We start from the raw sequence: 16812 nt of genomic DNA, 5'->3' as shown, positions 1-16812 counted from the left end.
TACTACCTAGTTACTTATGGCAATTTGTCGCAGGCAAAAATGTCATGAACGGTATTGAGGCTAGATCAAATCTCCGTCGCGAGCGTCCTGCAGGAACTGCCTGTAACATGCTTGCGCACTGATCCATGCCGCTGGAGATAACCCTTTGCCTGACACTCGCACGCCTGTTCTCGATGAAATCGACCGCCAATTGATTGCCGCCCTGCAGATCAACGCCCGCGAGAGCGTGGCCATGCTTGCCCGGCAACTGGGCATCGCCCGTACCACCGTCACTTCGCGCCTGGCGCGGCTGGAAAAGGCCAAGGTGATCACCGGCTACGGCGTGCGCCTCGGCCAGCGCGTGGTGGATGGCGGGTTGCAGGCGTATGTGGGGATCACCGTGCAACCGCGCTCCGGTAAGGAGGTGTTGCGACGCCTGAGTGCGATGGCGCAGGTGCAGCAGTTGTGTGCGGTGAGTGGCGAATTTGATTATGTGGCGTGGTTGCGCACCGATTCGCCGGAGCAGCTGGATCAGTTGCTGGATCAGATTGGCAGTGTGGATGGGGTGGAGAAGACCACGACGTCGATCATCTTGAGTAGCAAGATTGATCGGGGGCAGCCGGTTTGAGTTTTCAGGCCCGGGTTCATCGGTGACTGAACTGGCGCTATCGCGAGCAAGCTTGCTCCCACAGTGGTCAGTGTGCACATCAAGATCGTCATACTGACCAATAAAATATCAAAATGACGACACTTTGCGTCTTATTAACGTGTTCTGTGCTCTCTAGAATGGCTGGCATCTTTTCCTATACTCAGATGCGCATTCCGCGTCGGGTCGCCAGCAAGGTCAACCATGAACAAGAACAATCGCCATCCTGCAGACGGTAAAAAGCCAGTCACCATTTTCGGCCCGGACTTTCCTTTCGCCTTCGACGACTGGATCGAACACCCGGCCGGCCTGGGCAGCATTCCCGAGCACAATCACGGTGCCGAAGTGGCGATTGTCGGCGGCGGGATCGCCGGCCTGGTGGCGGCGTATGAGCTGATGAAGCTGGGCCTGAAACCGGTCGTCTACGAAGCCTCGAAAATGGGCGGCCGCCTGCGCTCCCAGGCGTTCAACGGCGCTGAAGGCATCATTGCCGAGCTAGGTGGCATGCGTTTTCCAGTGTCGTCCACCGCGTTCTATCACTACGTCGACAAACTCGGTCTGGAAACCAAACCTTTCCCTAACCCGCTGACACCCGCGTCGGGCAGCACGGTGATCGACCTCGAAGGCCAGACCCATTACGCACAGAAGCTGTCGGACCTTCCTGCGCTGTTCCAGGAAGTGGCTGACGCCTGGGCCGATGCCCTGGAAGCCGGTTCGCAGTTCGCCGATATCCAGCAAGCCATCCGCGACCGCGATGTGCCACGTCTGAAAGAGTTGTGGAACACCCTGGTGCCGCTGTGGGATGACCGCACCTTCTACGATTTCGTCGCCACCTCCAAGGCCTTCGCCAAGCTCTCGTTCCATCACCGCGAAGTGTTCGGCCAGGTCGGTTTCGGTACCGGCGGCTGGGACTCGGACTTCCCCAACTCGATGCTGGAAATCTTCCGTGTGGTGATGACCAATTGCGACGATCACCAGCACCTGGTGGTCGGTGGCGTGGAACAGGTGCCACAAGGCATCTGGCGCCATGTGCCGGAGCGTTGCGCGCACTGGCCAGCGGGTACCAGCCTCAGCTCGCTGCACAACGGCGCACCGCGCACGGGTGTGAAGAAAATTGCCCACGCGCCGGGCGGCCGTTTCGCCGTCACCGACAACTGGGGCGACACCCGCGAATACGCCGCCGTGCTGACCACCTGCCAGAGCTGGCTGCTGACCACCCAGATCGAATGCGACGAAACCCTGTTCTCGCAAAAGATGTGGATGGCTTTGGACCGCACCCGCTACATGCAGTCGTCGAAGACTTTCGTGATGGTCGACCGCCCTTTCTGGAAGGACAAGGATCCGGAAACCGGCCGCGACCTGATGAGCATGACCCTCACCGATCGCCTGACCCGTGGCACCTACCTGTTCGACAACGGCGACGACAAGCCCGGCGTGATTTGCCTGTCGTACTCGTGGATGAGCGACGCGCTGAAAATGCTGCCGCAGCCGGTGGAAAAACGCGTGAAGCTGGCATTGGATGCGTTGAAGAAGATCTATCCGAAAGTCGACATCGCCGCGCGGATCATCGGCGACCCGATCACCGTTTCGTGGGAAGCCGACCCGCATTTCCTCGGCGCGTTCAAAGGCGCCCTGCCCGGCCACTACCGCTACAACCAGCGTATGTACGCGCACTTCATGCAGGACGACATGCCTGCCGAGCAGCGCGGGATCTTCATCGCCGGTGACGACGTTTCGTGGACCCCGGCCTGGGTTGAGGGCGCGGTACAGACCTCGCTCAACGCGGTATGGGGCATCATGAAACACTTCGGCGGTGCAACTCACGCCGAGAATCCGGGTCCAGGAGATGTATTCAACGAGATCGGACCGATCGCCCTGCCCGAGTAAGAGGAATCCGAAATGCGCGTAGCCCTTTACCAATGCCCACCGCTGCCTCTGGATGTCGCCGGCAACCTGCAACGCTTGCAGCAGCTTGCGCTGGAGGCAAAAGGTGCCGATCTGCTGGTGCTGCCGGAGATGTTCCTGACCGGCTACAACATCGGCGTTGATGCCGTCAGCGTGCTGGCGGAGGTGCACAACGGTGAATCGGCGCAGCAGATTGCGCGCATTGCCAAGGCTGCCGGGATCGCCATTTTGTATGGCTATCCCGAGCGCACCGAGGACGGGCAGATCTACAACGCCGTGCAGTTGATCGACGCTAACGGCGAGCGCATCTGCAACTACCGCAAGACCCATCTGTTCGGCGATCTGGATCACTCGATGTTCAGCGCAGGTTCCGACGACTTTCCCATCGTTGAGCTCAACGGCTGGAAGCTCGGTTTCCTGATCTGCTACGACCTGGAGTTTCCGGAAAACGCCCGGCGCCTGGTCCTGGCCGGTGCCGAGCTGATCCTGGTGCCGACCGCGAACATGATTCCGTTCGATTTCGTCGCCGATGTCACCGTGCGCTCCCGCGCCTTCGAAAACCAATGCTATGTGGCTTACGCCAACTACTGCGGCCATGAAGGCGAGATCCACTACTGCGGCCAGAGCAGCATCGCTGCGCCGGATGGCAGCCGTATCGCTCAGGCGGGACTGGATGAATCGCTGATTGTCGGTGAGCTGGATCGTCAGTTGATGGTCGATTCCCGTGCCGCCAATCGCTACCTGATCGATCGTCGTCCCGAGCTTTACGGCAACCTGAACAAGCGCTAGTCCTAGGGGGCGTTCTCAATTAGTTTCCCCGGAAACTAATTGAGAACGCCCCCTAATCCGCTAGCATTGGCACTTCACTGTTCTGGAAGTGCCCATGCCCGCGCTGAATCACCCTCGCCCCCCTACTGAAACCCTGGCCAATGGTCTGCGGGTGACGCTGCGTCATGCCCCGAATTTGAAGCGTTGCGCAGCAGCGTTGCGGGTCGCCGCGGGCAGCCATGATGTGCCGCTGGCATGGCCTGGCCTGGCGCATTTTCTTGAGCATTTGTTATTTCTGGGGACTGAGCGTTTTCCTGCGGACCAAGGGCTGATGGCCTACGTCCAGGGCCATGGCGGGCAAGTGAATGCGCGGACCAGCGAGCGCACCACAGATTACTTTTTCGAATTGCCGATCCAGGCATTTGCCGGTGGACTGGAGCGTCTGTCAGACATGCTCACCCATCCGCGTATGAATCCGGACGATCAACAGCGGGAACGGGAAGTGCTGCATGCGGAATTTGTCGCCTGGTCGCAGGATGCCGAGGCGCAGCAGCAGTTTGCGCTGTTCAATGGCCTCGCCGAGGCTCATCCGCTACGGGGTTTTCATGCCGGCAATCGTGACAGCCTGCCAGTGGATCAAGCCGATTGTCAGCAGGCTTTGCAGGATTTTTATCAGCGCTATTACCAGACCGGGCAAATGACCCTGAGCCTGGCCGGGCCGCAGAACCTCGATGAATTGAAAGCGATGGCCGAAGCCTTTGGCAGCGTCATTGCCAAAGGCGAAACAGTCTCGCAACAAGCGCCTACACAGCTGATGGACTCGCCGAACAAAAGTTATCAACAGGCTGGCGAAGGCCGTCTGGACCTGCTGTTTGCCCTCGAAACACTGCCTGACAACTCTGCCGAAGCGCTGGCATTCCTGTGCCACTGGCTGAATCTGGAAAAACCCGGAGGCTTGTTGGCGGACCTGCGCGAGCGCGGGCTGGCCGATCACCTGAAAGCCCAGCCGCTGTACCAGTTCGCCAGGCAAGCCTTGCTGCATATCGAATTCACCCTGCCCGCCGCCGACTCGGCACCAGGCATCCGCGAACGCCTGATGGACTGGCTCGGTTTCTTTGCCAAGCAAGACTGGAACCGATTGCGCGAAGAGTACGCCACCCTGCTCCAGCGCCAGCAGCAAATCAGCAGTGCCTTGCAACTGGCTCGACTGGACAGCGAACAACGTGAATTCGGGTTAACCGAGCAGGGCGTTACAGCCCTCAAGCAAATCCTCCAACAAATCGGCGCTGTGGATAACTTCGGCGGCCCATGGCAATTGCCGGCACCCAACCCGTTCCTGCACTCCGAAGCAGCGGCAGCCAACGCCGGATTGATTCGCGGCCAGACCAGCGCCCACCGCGGCCTGCGCACGTTTGCCCAGGACCGCTCGCGCAGCCGTCGTGAACGTTCGCCGATGCAATTCAGCCAGGCATGGCCGGATAACGGTGTTGAAGGTGCGATTTATCTGCGCTGGCGTCTGGACTCGGCTCCCGGCAGCCACCTTCAATCACGGCTGGAAAACCACCTGCAACCGTTACGCGAAGACGCGCACCAAGCCGGTGTGGATTTGTCCTTCAGTGCGTCGGGCAACGAATGGCTGCTCAAACTGAACGGGCTACAGGAGCCGATGCCCAGCGTCATGGAGTATGTGCTGAAAGAACTGACAAAACCCGATGCCGCTGTCCCACAAGCCGAATCGACCAGCGTGGCGTTCATACCGATTCGACAACTGCTCAAGGCCTTGCCCGATCACTGCCTCGGGCACACCGCGAACTCGGACGACATGCAGTCACTCTGGTCGAGTGCGCGATGGGATGGGCTGGCCATCGGGTTATCGGCTCAGACTCAAGCGGCCATGGGCCTGGCCTTGAGCCGCATACCCGGCACACCGGACAATCAACTGACGCCGCCCTCATCGATCCTTGCACAGCATCTGTGGAGCACTGTCGATACCGCTTCCGGTGAGCACGCGTTGCTGCTGTTCTGTCCGACAGCCACCCAGGAAATGGCCGACGAAGCCGCGTGGCGTTTGCTCGCGCATGCCTGCCAGACACCGTTCTACCAACGCCTGCGGGTGGAGCTGCAACTCGGCTATGCGGTGTTCAGCGCCCTGCGGCAGATTCACGGGCAAACCGGGTTGCTGTTTGGCGTGCAATCGCCAAGCGTTGCACCTGCGGAGCTGCTGCAACACATCAAGCAATTCCTGAATCGATTGCCGGAACTGATCAACGCACTCGACGACACCACCTTCAGCGCTCAACGCCAGGCCTTGGCGGACCAGTTTTCCAGCGCGGCGCTCACCACGGTTCAAGCGGCCGAATTACTCTGGCAGGGCAAGCTGGCTGGCCGTTCGTCGGAATATCTGACGCAATTACCCGAGGCCATTGTGCGCATTGACCGGACCGCTCTGCTGGCTGCGGCCCAACGCCTGAATCAGGCCGAAGGCGGCTGGCTGTGCCTTGCCAACAGCGCTGCCCCTGGCGCGTCATGGCAAGCGGCAAAATGATCATTACCGGGGCTGCAAGGAGCTTTCTCAAATTTTCACGGGCAATTTCTTTGAAATTTTGAGTAACATAGCAACCTAACTATCTGGAACATCTCTGACTTGAGGTGGACTATACCTATAGATAGCGCTGTCCCACCTTACCTGAAGGAGTTCAATTTATGGCCTGGACCAAACCTGCCTACACCGACCTGCGTATCGGCTTTGAAGTCACCATGTACTTCGCCAGCCGCTAATCTGCCTTGGCAGACTGCAGCTAACGCCTCGGTTATCCCGAGGCGTTTTATTTTCAGCGTTGAAATGATGGAGCGTCCATGTTTGTCCAGATTCTAGGTTCCGCTGCCGGCGGCGGCTTCCCCCAGTGGAACTGCAACTGCGTGAACTGCGCGGGCTTTCGCAACGGCAGCCTGCGGGCCAAGGCGCGGACGCAATCGTCCATCGCGATTTCCGACGACGGCGTGAACTGGGTGCTGTGCAACACCTCTCCGGACATCCGCGCCCAACTCCAGGGCTTCGCCCCGATGCAGCCGGGCCGCGCCCTGCGCGATACCGGGATCGGCGCGATCATCCTGATGGACAGCCAGATCGACCACACCACCGGCCTGCTCATGCTGCGTGAGGGCTGCCCGCATCAGGTCTGGTGCACCGACATGGTCCATGAAGACCTGAGCACCGGTTTTCCGCTGTTCACCATGCTCAACCACTGGAATGGCGGGCTGACCTGGAATCGCATCGAACTCGATCAAAGTTTCAGCGTCCCAGCTTGCCCGAACCTGCGCTTCACTCCGCTGCCTTTGCGCAGTGCTGCACCGCCCTACTCACCGCATCGCTTCGACCCGCATCCAGGCGACAACATCGGTCTGATCGTCGAAGACCTCAACACCGGCGGCAAACTGTTCTACGCACCGGGCCTGGGCAAGGTGGATGCAGCGCTTCTGGAAATCATGGCCGGCAGCGATTGCCTGCTGGTGGATGGAACCTTGTGGGATGACGATGAAATGCAGCGTCGCGGCGTCGGTACCCGCACCGGTCGGGAGATGGGGCACCTGGCGCAGAACGGCCCCGGAGGCATGCTCGAAGTGCTTGAGCAATTGCCCAACCAGCGCAAAGTACTTATCCACATCAACAATACCAACCCGATTCTTGATGAGGATTCGCCGGAGCGCGCAGAGCTGGATCGGCGCCAGGTTGAGGTGGCGTATGACGGCATGAGTATTGTGTTGTAGCGGATGGCCCTATCGCGAGCAAGCTCGCTCCCACAGTTGACCGCGTAACCCTGTGGGAGCGGGCTTGTCGGATCGCCGCACCGCCGCGAAAGCGTCCGACCAGACACCCAAGATTTCAACGGTTGTACACCGGAGAACCGCAATGACCGACACCCCAATGTCCCCCGCAGAATTCGAAGCGGCCCTGCGCGCCAAGGGCGCCTATTACCACATCCATCACCCCTATCACGTGGCGATGTACGAAGGTCGGGCGAGCCGCGAACAGATCCAGGGCTGGGTCGCCAACCGTTTCTACTATCAGGTGAACATCCCCCTGAAGGACGCGGCGATCCTCGCTAACTGCCCTGACCGCGAGATCCGCCGTGAATGGATTCAGCGCCTGCTCGACCACGACGGTGCGCCCGGTGAAGACGGCGGCATCGAAGCCTGGCTGCGCCTGGGCCAGGCCGTGGGCCTCGACCCGGACCAGCTGCGCTCCCAGGAGCTGGTGCTGCCAGGCGTACGCTTCGCCGTGGATGCCTATGTCAATTTCGCCCGCCGCGCCAGTTGGCAGGAAGCGGCGAGCAGCTCGCTGACCGAACTGTTCGCCCCGCAGATCCACCAATCGCGCCTGGACAGTTGGCCCCAGCATTACCCATGGATCGACCCGGCCGGCTACGAGTATTTCCGCACGCGCCTGGGCCAGGCACGGCGTGATGTCGAGCATGGTCTGGCGATCACGTTGCAGCACTACACCACTCGTGAAGGCCAGGAGCGCATGCTGGAAATTCTTCAGTTCAAACTGGACATTCTTTGGAGCATGCTCGATGCCATGAGCATGGCCTACGAACTGAAACGCCCGCCGTATCACAGCGTGACCGGGGAACGGGTCTGGCACAAAGGAATCACCTTATGAGTTTCGATCGCAGCAAGACCCCGACCTGGCGCCCAGGCTACCGTTTCCAGTACGAACCGGCGCAAAAAGGCCATGTGCTGCTGTACCCGGAAGGCATGATCAAGCTCAACGAGAGTGCCGCGCTGATCGGCGGTTTGATTGACGGTGAACGGGATGTCGCGGCCATCATCAATGAGCTCGACCGACAGTTCCCCGGCGTGCCCGAGCTCGGTGACGACATCGAGCAATTCATGGAGGTTGCCCGTGCGCAGCACTGGATCGAACTTGCCTGATTCATCGGTGCAAGTACCACCCAAACCCGAGATCGGCCTGCCGCTGTGGCTGCTCGCCGAGCTGACCTATCGCTGCCCGCTGCAATGCCCATACTGCTCCAATCCGCTGGATTTCGCCGAGCAAGGCAAAGAGCTGAGTACCGAACAGTGGCTCAAAGTGTTTCGCGAAGCGCGGGAAATGGGCGCCGCGCAACTGGGCTTTTCCGGTGGCGAACCGCTGGTGCGCCAGGACCTCGCCGAGCTGATTGCCGAAGCCCGCAAACTGGGTTTCTACACCAACCTGATCACCTCCGGCATCGGCCTGACCGAGCAGAAAATCAGCGATTTCAAGAAGGCCGGACTCGATCACATCCAGATCAGTTTCCAGGCCAGCGACGAGCAGGTGAACAATCTGCTGGCCGGCTCGAAAAAGGCCTTTGCGCAGAAACTGGAAATGGCCCGAGCGGTGAAGGCCCATGGTTATCCGATGGTGCTGAACTTCGTCACCCATCGGCACAATATCGACCAGATCGACCGCATCATCGAGCTGTGCATCGCCCTGGAAGCGGACTTCGTCGAGCTCGCCACGTGCCAGTTCTACGGCTGGGCGCAACTCAATCGCGTCGGGTTATTGCCGACCAAAGAGCAACTGGTGCGCGCCGAACGCATCACCAATGAATACCGCGCCAAACTGGAAGCTGAAGGGCATCCGTGCAAGCTGATTTTCGTCACCCCGGACTATTACGAAGAACGCCCGAAAGCCTGCATGAATGGTTGGGGCAGTATTTTTCTGACGGTCACGCCAGACGGAACCGCCCTGCCCTGTCACGGTGCCCGACAGATGCCGGTGCAGTTTCCCAACGTGCGCGACCACAGCATGCAGCACATCTGGTACGACTCGTTCGGCTTCAACCGCTTTCGTGGCTATGACTGGATGCCCGAGCCGTGCCGCTCCTGTGACGAGAAAGAAAAAGACTTCGGCGGCTGCCGCTGCCAGGCGTTCATGCTCACCGGCGATGCCAGCAATGCCGACCCGGTGTGCAGCAAGTCGCCACAACACGGCGTGATCCTCAAGGCCCGCGAAGAAGCCGAACACGCCACCCAGACCATCGACCAACTGGCCTTTCGCAATGAACGAAACTCACGCCTCATCGCCAAAAGCTGAGCCTTTCAGCGCTGCCAAAGCCGTGGCCGCCGGTATCGATTTTGCCGAACTGCAGGTCGGTCGGCAGGGCCTGTTCTGGAACGAGTACCGTCCCGAAGACGCAGCGTGCCGGATCTGGCATTGGCGCGATGGTGCAGCGAAATGCCTGACGCCACCGGGGTTCAGTGTGCGCAGTCGGGTGTACGAATATGGTGGCGGCGCGTTTTGTCTTACCGACGACGGTATCGTTTTCGTCAACGAGGCCGACCAACAGTTGTATCGGCAATCACTGCAAGACGAAGCGCCCGAAAGGCTGACCTCTGGAGCCTGCCGTTATGGCGATCTGCAGTTCGCCAACGGGCAAGTGCTGGCGGTCGAGGAGCATCGCGACCAACACCGACTGGTGGCGATCGATCTGTCGGATGGCACACGTCACCTGCTGACCGAGGGTGCTGATTTCTACGCGGCACCGACGCTGAGCCCTGATGCCCGGCGCCTAGCCTGGATCGAGTGGAGTCACCCGGATCAGCCATGGACAGCGACCCGCTTGATGGTTGCCGAACGCCTCGCCAACGGCGGTTTTGCCGAGGCTCGTTGTGTGGCGGGCGACGGCGTTCAAGAGTCTGTGCAACAACCGCGGTTTGATGCCGACGGTCGCTTGTATTGCCTGACGGATCGAGCGGGTTACTGGCAGCCATGGAAAGAATCTGAAAAAGGCTTGAACCCAATGCCAAGTGCCAGCGCCGACCATGGTCCCGCGCCCTGGCAACTCGGCGGCAGCACCTGGTTACCGCTCAGCGACGACAGTTATCTGGCCAGTTGGACCGAGGGCGGGTTTGGCCGATTGGGCATAGGCGGCGATTCCAGCGCTGACTTCACCGGCGACTACAGCCGCTTCCGCCATCTCGCCGTGGATGAGCAGTTCATCTATTGCATCGCCGCGTCGCCCGTCAGTTCAACCGCCGTCATCGCCATCGACCGCCAGAGCCGGCAAGTGCAGGTGCTGGCCGGCGGCATCGCACCGCTTGCCCCCGAACAGATCAGCCGCCCGCAAACCTTGCGCTACCCAAGCGGCTCAGGCGAAGCACACGGCTTCTTCTACCCGGCGATGACCGGCGAGGCGAAACCGCCATTGGTGGTGTTCGTCCATGGCGGACCGACCTCGGCGTGCTACCCGATGCTCGATCCGCGTATCCAGTACTGGGCCCAGCGGGGCTTCGCCGTGGCCGACCTCAATTATCGTGGCAGCAGCGGTTATGGCCGGGCCTATCGCCAGGCACTGCACCTGAGTTGGGGCGATGTGGATGTGCAAGACGCCTGCGCCGTGGTCAGCTACCTCAAAGAACACGGCTTGATCGATGGCGAGAAGGCGTTCATTCGCGGCGGCAGTGCCGGCGGTTACACCACCCTTTGCGCCTTGGCCTTTCACAACGTGTTCCGCGCCGGCGCCAGCCTGTATGGGGTCAGCGATCCGGTGGCGCTGGGGCGCGCGACCCACAAATTCGAAAGCGACTATCTGGACTGGCTGATCGGCGATCCGCAACTGGATGGCGAACGCTACGCCGCCCGCACGCCGCTGCTGCATGCCGGCAACATCCGCGTGCCGATGATCTTCTTTCAAGGAGAACTGGATGCCGTGGTCGTCCCGCAGCAGACCCGCGACATGGTCACGGCGCTGCAAGACAACGGCATCCTGGTCGAAGCGCATTACTACGCGGACGAACGCCATGGCTTTCGCAAGGCCGGTAACCAGGCCCATGCGCTGGAGCAGGAGTGGTTGTTTTATCGGCGGGTGATGGATTCAGTGGACTGAAGCCCGCGCTCATTGCCGAAACGGTGGCGTCTCAATCGCGAGCAGGCTCGCGAAGGCGGTCTACCTGCCGACGCTCAGCTCAGCTCAGCGCTTGGCGATGATGTACACCGCATGCACGATCCCAGGAATGTAACCGCACAACGTCAGCAGAATATTCAGCCAGAACGCCCCGCCGAATCCTACTTGCAGAAACACACCCAGTGGCGGCAACAGGATGGCGATGATGATGCGAATAAAGTCCATGGGACAGCTCCTGATTGGGGTGGACTCGTTCGAGCCCTACAGCTAATCGACCTGTGCCGTTTGTCAGGGTTCAGCCCGATTCCTCAGGCCAGTATCTCCAGACCGTGTTTGCGCACGATACTCAGCAACTTCAGCGCCATGCCACTGGGGTGTTTATCCCCTGCTTCCCATTGCTTGACCGTGGAAGCACTGGTGTTCAGGTAGCGCGCAAACACCGGTTGACTGACATTGTTGCGCTCGCGCAATGCCTTGATCTCCTGCGCGGGAATCGCATCCGGCACCCTTGCAAGACAAGACTCATCAAATTCACGCATGGTCGCCTTGCTGATTGCACCTATGGCGTACAAGGCACTAGCCGATTCGTGGATCGATTCCGATAGCTCACTTTTGAATTTTTTACTCATTTGGTATCTCCACAAACTCCTTTGCATCCAGCAAACGCTGAATTTCCATTTCGGTCAGTCCACCATATGTCTTGGCCAACGCTCGCAAGTCGAGCAAATGCCTGGGACTGATATTGCTCTGATCTTTCTTTGCGTACAGGAACTGATAGACCCAATGAGCACCGCCCTTGGCCAGGATAATCGAGCGATGGCGGTTGGCATTCAAACGCTTCTTCCAGACCCCGCCGCCCAAATTGTCAGCCTGACCATTGAGCATTTCGGTGAATGCCTCCTGGAGTTCGTCATCACCGATCCAGGCCTTGGCAGCCTGCATTGCGAAGCGCTTTGTCTTGAACAGCCTTGGTGACATCGGCATCCCTTCCATAAAACATACCACTTGGTGGTATAGAATTCAAAACCAACGCGACAGCAACGCCGTTTCGCTGGCACCGGCAGTCCCTGCCGATTCACGCTAGAAAGCCATTGATGCGCCAACCGCTCAAGCCGAGATTGCCTTTGGAAAAACCCGGCCACAAAAAAAACGCCCCACGCCAAAAGTGTCGGGCGTGGGGCGTGCGTATTACCGCGAGACGGTTCTGGAATGTGTGCAGGGCGCGTCTGATCAGACGGCAATCCCTTTGCGGCACTGCAATTGCGCGGTGCGTACTCGGGAGAAGGCCCGCGCCAGGCGCAGGAGCATTTCATCGATGTTGGCGTTGCTGACATTAAGCGCAGGGGTAAAGCGCAGGCAGTCGGGTTGCGGGGCATTGAGCAGCAAGCCTTCGTACAGCGCGGCCTTGACCACCGCGTCAGCGGAGTCGTCCGACAGCGTCAGCCCCCAAAGCAGCCCTTGTCCGCGCAACTCGCCGTGATCGTAACGATGGGCCAGACGCGTCAATCCTTCACGCAGGTGCTGACCTGCTTCTGCGACGTGTTTGAGGAAATCCTTGTCCTGCACGGTATCGAGCACCACAAGTCCCGCCGCGGTCATCAACGCATTACCGTGATGAGTGCCAGTCACCTCGCCAGTGTCGAAACAGCAAGCTTTGCCCCGCGCCAGCAGCGCGGCCAATGGCACACCGCCGCCCAAGCCTTTGCCAAGCACGACGATATCCGCCGTGACGCCGCAGGACTGTTCCGCGAGCAAGGTGCCACAACGGCCGATGCCGGTTTGCACTTCGTCGAGGATCAACAAAATACCGAGTTCACGGCACAAGCGTTCGACGCCCTTGAGGTAGTGCGCGGTGGCCGGGATAACGCCGGCTTCGCTCTGGATCGGCTCGAGCATGATCGCTACGGTCCGTTCATCCACGGCCGCATGCAACGCTGGCAGATCATTGAACGGGACACGACTGAAGCCTGGCAATTGCGGCTCGAATCGGTTGATCAATGTCGAACTGTCCGACGCCGAAATCGTCGCCAGGCTCCGGCCATGGCATCCGTTGTTGGCCACAATGATTCGCGATGCACCGCCGCGATGTTGTTGACCCCATTTGCGCGCCAGTTTGATCGCCGCCTCACAGGCTTCGCTGCCGGTATTGAGCAGGTAGGCCTGATCACTGCCGGTGCTGGCACACAGATATTCGGCGAGGCTAAGCATGCCGCGGTTATGCAGACCGAAACCCGGATTGATCAGCGACTGAGCCTGGGCTGTGATTGCATTGACCAGTACCGAAGGGCTATGACCGAGGCAGTTGGCCCCGCCGCCTTGGGAAAAGTCCAGGTACGCACGGTCATCACTGTCCCACAACCATGAACCCTGGCCACGCACAAACACCTGTTTCGGCCGCTCGACACTGGGCATCAAGTACTCGCTGGAAAGGTTAACGCCTTGGGATGGCCGGGAGGCGTCCAAGACCAGATCATCAAGACTGGGAGGACTGCGGCGCAGACTGAACAGGTTCATCTGAAAAAAAACCTTTTGAGGTTTTTTGCCTTACCTATGTAAATACCATCGAAGCAAAGGGTATTCATCGCGCTCTGTGGCCCTGTAAGCCCTGTGAATGCGGTTAGACTAGGCTCAGGTGAGGCATTCAGCCATTTCGATTTCCCAGCATTTTCGATAAGTAATACTTATGGATTTCAAGCAACTGCGTTATTTCGTCGCGGTCTATGAAGAAGGCCACGTGGGCCGGGCCGCCGAACGCCTGTCCATCTCCCAGCCGGCGCTGTCCCAGCAAATCCGCCACCTCGAGCAAAACCTCGAGGTGAGCCTGTTCGAGCGCAGCAGCAAACGCCTGTTGCCGACCCTCGCGGCCCATACGCTGTACAACCACGCACTGCCTTTGCTCGATGGTCTGCAACGGGCACGGGAAGCGCTCGGCAACTTCAAGGGTCAGGCGCTGCGCACCCTGGCCATCGGTGTATTACAGACCGTGCACACCAGCCTCGTTCCGCAGATGCTCGAGCGGGTGCGCAAGGCGCAGCCGCATCTGGTGGTGCAGATCTATGAACTGACCGGGCTGGAAATCGAGCGGCGACTGCTCAACGGTTCTCTGGATATCGGCATCGGCTACCTGCCGCCCCGCCAGCCTGGCTTGCATGGCGTGATGCTGTACGAAGATGAACTGACCCTGGTCATCCCGGCAGAGCATCCGCTGCGTGAATTCAAGAAAGTGTCCATGAGTCAGGCTGCCGAACTGCCGATGTTACTGCTGGGCGAAGAGTTTCAGATCAGGCAGATCTGGCAGGCACAGCTGACAAGCCTTGGTCGTCGTCCACAGGTGCAAGCCGAACTGAACAACATGGCCGGCATCCTCGACAGCCTGCCCCACACGCGCCTGGCGACGGTATTGCCCGGACGCTCGCAAAAGACCCATGGCAACCACGAATTGCTGTGGAAACCCCTGAGCGAACCTCGAGTGCCGCTGAAAGTCGGTTTGGTGTGTCGGGATGTGCAACGGCAACAGGCCTCGCTGGCATTGCTGCGGACATTGCTGGAAGAGGTGATAAACGGCCCGGATGGACGCCTGAACAGCGTGCAGACGCTGGATGGGACAAGCTGAAAACTTTTCTTCAGGCAAAAGAAAACCCCGCCGAAGCGGGGCTTTGCAGACTGTTTCCCTGACATCCATTTCACTCCACCGTCCTGGCAGAATCCTACGTGTCCCTGTTGTTGCTTTGCGCTTCCTGCGCTACGTCCATGAGAAGTAGATTAGCTGTGGATCCAATTTGCATCTATGGGAGAACAGCAGCACGTTATGTAAGAGAATGCTTACATAACGTTACTTCATCAGAATTGTCCTGCATCCAGCAGGAACAACGATTCACTACCGGCCTTCACCGACGCGCTCAACGAGTGAATGCGCGGCAGCAGGCGGGCGAAATAGAACCGCGCCGTGCCCAGTTTGCTGGCGTAGAAATCGTCTTGCGCTTCCTTGCCGAAAGCCGCCTTGGCCATCAGGGCCCACATGTAGGCGTACGCCACGTAGCCGAACACCTGTAGATACTCGACTGACGCCGCGCCGATTTCGTTCGGATTGCTCTTCGCTCGGTCAAGCAGCCATGCGGTCAGTTCATCGAGGGTGGTCACCGCGTCGTTCAGCGGCTTGGTGAACTCGGCGAGGTCCGCGCTGGCGGTCGCCGTGAAGTGACGAATCTCGTCGGCGAACAGATTGTAGAACGCCCCGCCGCTACCGACGATCTTGCGCCCGACCAGGTCCAGCGCCTGAATGCCGTTGGTGCCTTCGTAGATCTGGGTGATGCGTACGTCACGCACCAGTTGCTCCTGGCCCCACTCACGGATGTAACCGTGGCCGCCGAAGATCTGCTGGCCGTGTACGGTGGTTTCCAGGCCGAGGTCGGTCAGGAACGCCTTGGCCACCGGGGTCAGCAATGCCACCAGGTCTTCCGCACGCTTGCGGGTGGTGGCGTCTTCGCTGAACTTGGCGGTGTCCAGTTGCATCGCCACGTAGGTGGAGAACGCACGGCCCCCTTCGTTCGAAGCTTTCATGGTCAGCAGCATGCGACGCACGTCCGGGTGGACGATGATCGGGTCAGCGACTTTGTCCTTGTTCTGTGCACCGGTCGGCGAACGGCTTTGCAGACGGTCACGGGCGTATTCCACAGCGTTCTGGTACGAGCGCTCGCCCGTGGCCAGGCCCTGAATACCGACGCCCAGACGCTCGTAGTTCATCATGGTGAACATCGCCGCCAGGCCCTTGTTTGGCTCGCCGACCAGGTAACCCACGGCTTCATCGAAGTTCATCACGCAGGTCGCGGACGCCTGGATGCCCATCTTGTGCTCGATCGAGCCACAGTTCGCCGGGTTGCGCGCGCCCAGGCTGCCATCGGCATTGACCATGAACTTGGGTACCAGGAACAGCGAAATGCCTTTCGGCCCCGCCGGTGCATCCGGCAGCTTGGCCAGCACCAGGTGGATGATGTTTTCGGTCAGGTCGTGTTCGCCACCGGTGATGAAAATCTTGGTGCCGCTGACCTTGTAGGAACCGTCGGCCTGAGGCTCTGCCTTGGTACGGATGATTCCCAGGTCTGTACCGGCGTGCGGCTCGGTCAGGCACATGGAACCGGCCCAGATGCCGGCGTACATGTTCGGCAGGTACGCGGCTTTCAGCTCTTCGCTGGCGTGGGCGTTGATCGACAGGCAAGCGCCAGCGGTCAGCATCGGGTACAAGCCGAACGACAGGCTGGCGGAGTTGACCATTTCTTCGACCTGGGCCGAAACGGCTTTGGGCATGCCCATGCCGCCGTAGGACGGATCGCCACCGACACCGACCCAGCCGCCTTCCGCGTAGGTCTGATAGGCCTGTGGGAAACCTGCCGGCGTGGTGACGGCACCGTCCGCCCAATGGCAACCTTCTTCGTCAGCGGCACGGCTCAGCGGTGCGATGCTTTTGCTGGTGACTTTGCCGGCTTCTTCCAGGATGGCTTCGACCGTTTCTGCATCCACGGTTTCAGCCAGTGCAGGCAGTTCGGCCCAGAGTTTGGCGACCTCGAAAACTTCATTGAGGACGAAGCGCATATCGCGCAGGGGCGCTTTGTAGTCAGCCATGGCAAA

The 16812-nt window shown here is 59.9% G+C and carries 16 protein-coding genes; 11 read left to right on the top strand and 5 right to left on the bottom strand.

The features are described 5' to 3' along the window. The first annotated feature begins 145 nt into the window (after nucleotides 1–145). The 10 genes from KGB07_RS10450 (at nucleotide 146) to KGB07_RS10405 (ending at nucleotide 11169) form a co-directional block, all read left to right on the top strand. The gene (locus KGB07_RS10450) at nucleotides 146–607 is read left to right on the top strand and encodes an Lrp/AsnC family transcriptional regulator (protein ID WP_046039454.1); all 462 of its coding nucleotides are present in this window, start codon (nucleotides 146–148) and stop codon (nucleotides 605–607) included. Nucleotides 608–829: 222 nt separating this feature from the next. Beyond that, entirely contained in the window at nucleotides 830–2512 is a 1683-nt protein-coding gene (locus KGB07_RS10445; RefSeq protein ID WP_046039452.1) for a flavin monoamine oxidase family protein, read from the top strand. 12 nt (nucleotides 2513–2524) lie between these two features. Beyond that, nucleotides 2525–3319 (top strand): carbon-nitrogen hydrolase family protein, encoded by a 795-nt coding sequence (locus KGB07_RS10440; protein ID WP_223465318.1) that lies wholly within the window; start codon nucleotides 2525–2527, stop codon nucleotides 3317–3319. Between the two features lie 94 nt (nucleotides 3320–3413). Further along, nucleotides 3414–5843, top strand: coding sequence for a pyrroloquinoline quinone biosynthesis protein PqqF (gene pqqF, locus KGB07_RS10435; protein ID WP_223465316.1), 2430 nt, complete (start codon nucleotides 3414–3416; stop codon nucleotides 5841–5843). A 158-nt stretch (nucleotides 5844–6001) separates the two neighbouring features. Then, nucleotides 6002–6076, top strand: coding sequence for a pyrroloquinoline quinone precursor peptide PqqA (gene pqqA / locus KGB07_RS10430; protein WP_003444522.1), 75 nt, complete (start codon nucleotides 6002–6004; stop codon nucleotides 6074–6076). 78 nt (nucleotides 6077–6154) lie between these two features. Then, nucleotides 6155–7066, top strand: a complete 912-nt coding sequence (gene pqqB / locus KGB07_RS10425; RefSeq protein ID WP_223465315.1) for a pyrroloquinoline quinone biosynthesis protein PqqB — start codon at nucleotides 6155–6157, stop codon at nucleotides 7064–7066. Between the two features lie 142 nt (nucleotides 7067–7208). Next, nucleotides 7209–7961: a pyrroloquinoline-quinone synthase PqqC gene (gene pqqC / locus KGB07_RS10420; protein WP_008051584.1), complete on the top strand. Its 753-nt coding sequence runs from the start codon at nucleotides 7209–7211 to the stop codon at nucleotides 7959–7961. Continuing rightward, on the top strand, nucleotides 7958–8233 hold the full coding sequence (gene pqqD / locus KGB07_RS10415; RefSeq protein WP_090451769.1) for a pyrroloquinoline quinone biosynthesis peptide chaperone PqqD: 276 nt from the start codon (nucleotides 7958–7960) through the stop codon (nucleotides 8231–8233). The genes pqqC and pqqD overlap by 4 nt, the downstream gene beginning before the upstream one ends. Before the next feature lie 7 nt (nucleotides 8234–8240). Next, a complete protein-coding gene (gene pqqE, locus KGB07_RS10410; protein WP_411741531.1) occupies nucleotides 8241–9377 on the top strand; it encodes a pyrroloquinoline quinone biosynthesis protein PqqE in 1137 nt (378 codons plus the stop codon). Continuing rightward, on the top strand, nucleotides 9343–11169 hold the full coding sequence (locus tag KGB07_RS10405; RefSeq protein ID WP_223465314.1) for a S9 family peptidase: 1827 nt from the start codon (nucleotides 9343–9345) through the stop codon (nucleotides 11167–11169). The genes pqqE and KGB07_RS10405 overlap by 35 nt, the downstream gene beginning before the upstream one ends. An 84-nt stretch (nucleotides 11170–11253) precedes the next feature. On the opposite strand, the gene KGB07_RS10400 is transcribed toward KGB07_RS10405, so the two are convergent. The 4 genes from KGB07_RS10400 to KGB07_RS10385 form a co-directional block, all read right to left on the bottom strand. Further along, nucleotides 11254–11412, bottom strand: a complete 159-nt coding sequence (locus KGB07_RS10400) for a YqaE/Pmp3 family membrane protein (RefSeq protein ID WP_003228885.1) — start codon at nucleotides 11410–11412, stop codon at nucleotides 11254–11256. 83 nt (nucleotides 11413–11495) lie between these two features. Beyond that, nucleotides 11496–11816: a helix-turn-helix domain-containing protein gene (locus KGB07_RS10395; RefSeq protein ID WP_046039442.1), complete on the bottom strand. Its 321-nt coding sequence runs from the start codon at nucleotides 11814–11816 to the stop codon at nucleotides 11496–11498. Further along, on the bottom strand, nucleotides 11809–12165 hold the full coding sequence (locus KGB07_RS10390) for a type II toxin-antitoxin system RelE/ParE family toxin (protein WP_046039441.1): 357 nt from the start codon (nucleotides 12163–12165) through the stop codon (nucleotides 11809–11811). The genes KGB07_RS10395 and KGB07_RS10390 overlap by 8 nt, the downstream gene beginning before the upstream one ends. Before the next feature lie 252 nt (nucleotides 12166–12417). Beyond that, entirely contained in the window at nucleotides 12418–13701 is a 1284-nt protein-coding gene (locus tag KGB07_RS10385; RefSeq protein WP_223465313.1) for an aspartate aminotransferase family protein, read from the bottom strand. Nucleotides 13702–13870: 169 nt separating this feature from the next. Between KGB07_RS10385 and KGB07_RS10380 the strand changes: the two genes are divergently transcribed. Further along, entirely contained in the window at nucleotides 13871–14800 is a 930-nt protein-coding gene (locus tag KGB07_RS10380; protein WP_046039438.1) for a LysR family transcriptional regulator, read from the top strand. 227 nt (nucleotides 14801–15027) lie between these two features. On the opposite strand, the gene KGB07_RS10375 is transcribed toward KGB07_RS10380, so the two are convergent. After that, a complete protein-coding gene (locus KGB07_RS10375) occupies nucleotides 15028–16806 on the bottom strand; it encodes an acyl-CoA dehydrogenase C-terminal domain-containing protein (RefSeq protein ID WP_046039437.1) in 1779 nt (592 codons plus the stop codon). Nucleotides 16807–16812 lie beyond the last annotated feature (6 nt).

The organism is Pseudomonas sp. GL-RE-26 (genome assembly GCF_019956275.1).
Classification (GTDB): domain Bacteria; phylum Pseudomonadota; class Gammaproteobacteria; order Pseudomonadales; family Pseudomonadaceae; genus Aquipseudomonas; species Aquipseudomonas grandcourensis.
This window is presented reverse-complemented; position numbering and strand designations above follow the sequence as displayed.

What these genes read in the sequence shown, in the direction of transcription:
- KGB07_RS10400 (WP_003228885.1), bottom strand. Translation starts at nt 11,412, where the DNA reads ATGGACTTTATTCGCATCATCATCGCCATCCTGTTGCCGCCACTGGGT.
- KGB07_RS10395 (WP_046039442.1), bottom strand. Translation starts at nt 11,816, where the DNA reads ATGAGTAAAAAATTCAAAAGTGAGCTATCGGAATCGATCCACGAATCG.
- KGB07_RS10375 (WP_046039437.1), bottom strand. Translation starts at nt 16,806, where the DNA reads ATGGCTGACTACAAAGCGCCCCTGCGCGATATGCGCTTCGTCCTCAAT.
- KGB07_RS10445 (WP_046039452.1), top strand. Translation starts at nt 830, where the DNA reads ATGAACAAGAACAATCGCCATCCTGCAGACGGTAAAAAGCCAGTCACC.
- KGB07_RS10385 (WP_223465313.1), bottom strand. Translation starts at nt 13,701, where the DNA reads ATGAACCTGTTCAGTCTGCGCCGCAGTCCTCCCAGTCTTGATGATCTG.
- pqqF (WP_223465316.1), top strand. Translation starts at nt 3,414, where the DNA reads ATGCCCGCGCTGAATCACCCTCGCCCCCCTACTGAAACCCTGGCCAAT.
- KGB07_RS10440 (WP_223465318.1), top strand. Translation starts at nt 2,525, where the DNA reads ATGCGCGTAGCCCTTTACCAATGCCCACCGCTGCCTCTGGATGTCGCC.
- pqqB (WP_223465315.1), top strand. Translation starts at nt 6,155, where the DNA reads ATGTTTGTCCAGATTCTAGGTTCCGCTGCCGGCGGCGGCTTCCCCCAG.
- KGB07_RS10380 (WP_046039438.1), top strand. Translation starts at nt 13,871, where the DNA reads ATGGATTTCAAGCAACTGCGTTATTTCGTCGCGGTCTATGAAGAAGGC.
- KGB07_RS10390 (WP_046039441.1), bottom strand. Translation starts at nt 12,165, where the DNA reads ATGTCACCAAGGCTGTTCAAGACAAAGCGCTTCGCAATGCAGGCTGCC.
- pqqC (WP_008051584.1), top strand. Translation starts at nt 7,209, where the DNA reads ATGACCGACACCCCAATGTCCCCCGCAGAATTCGAAGCGGCCCTGCGC.
- KGB07_RS10405 (WP_223465314.1), top strand. Translation starts at nt 9,343, where the DNA reads ATGAACGAAACTCACGCCTCATCGCCAAAAGCTGAGCCTTTCAGCGCT.
- pqqD (WP_090451769.1), top strand. Translation starts at nt 7,958, where the DNA reads ATGAGTTTCGATCGCAGCAAGACCCCGACCTGGCGCCCAGGCTACCGT.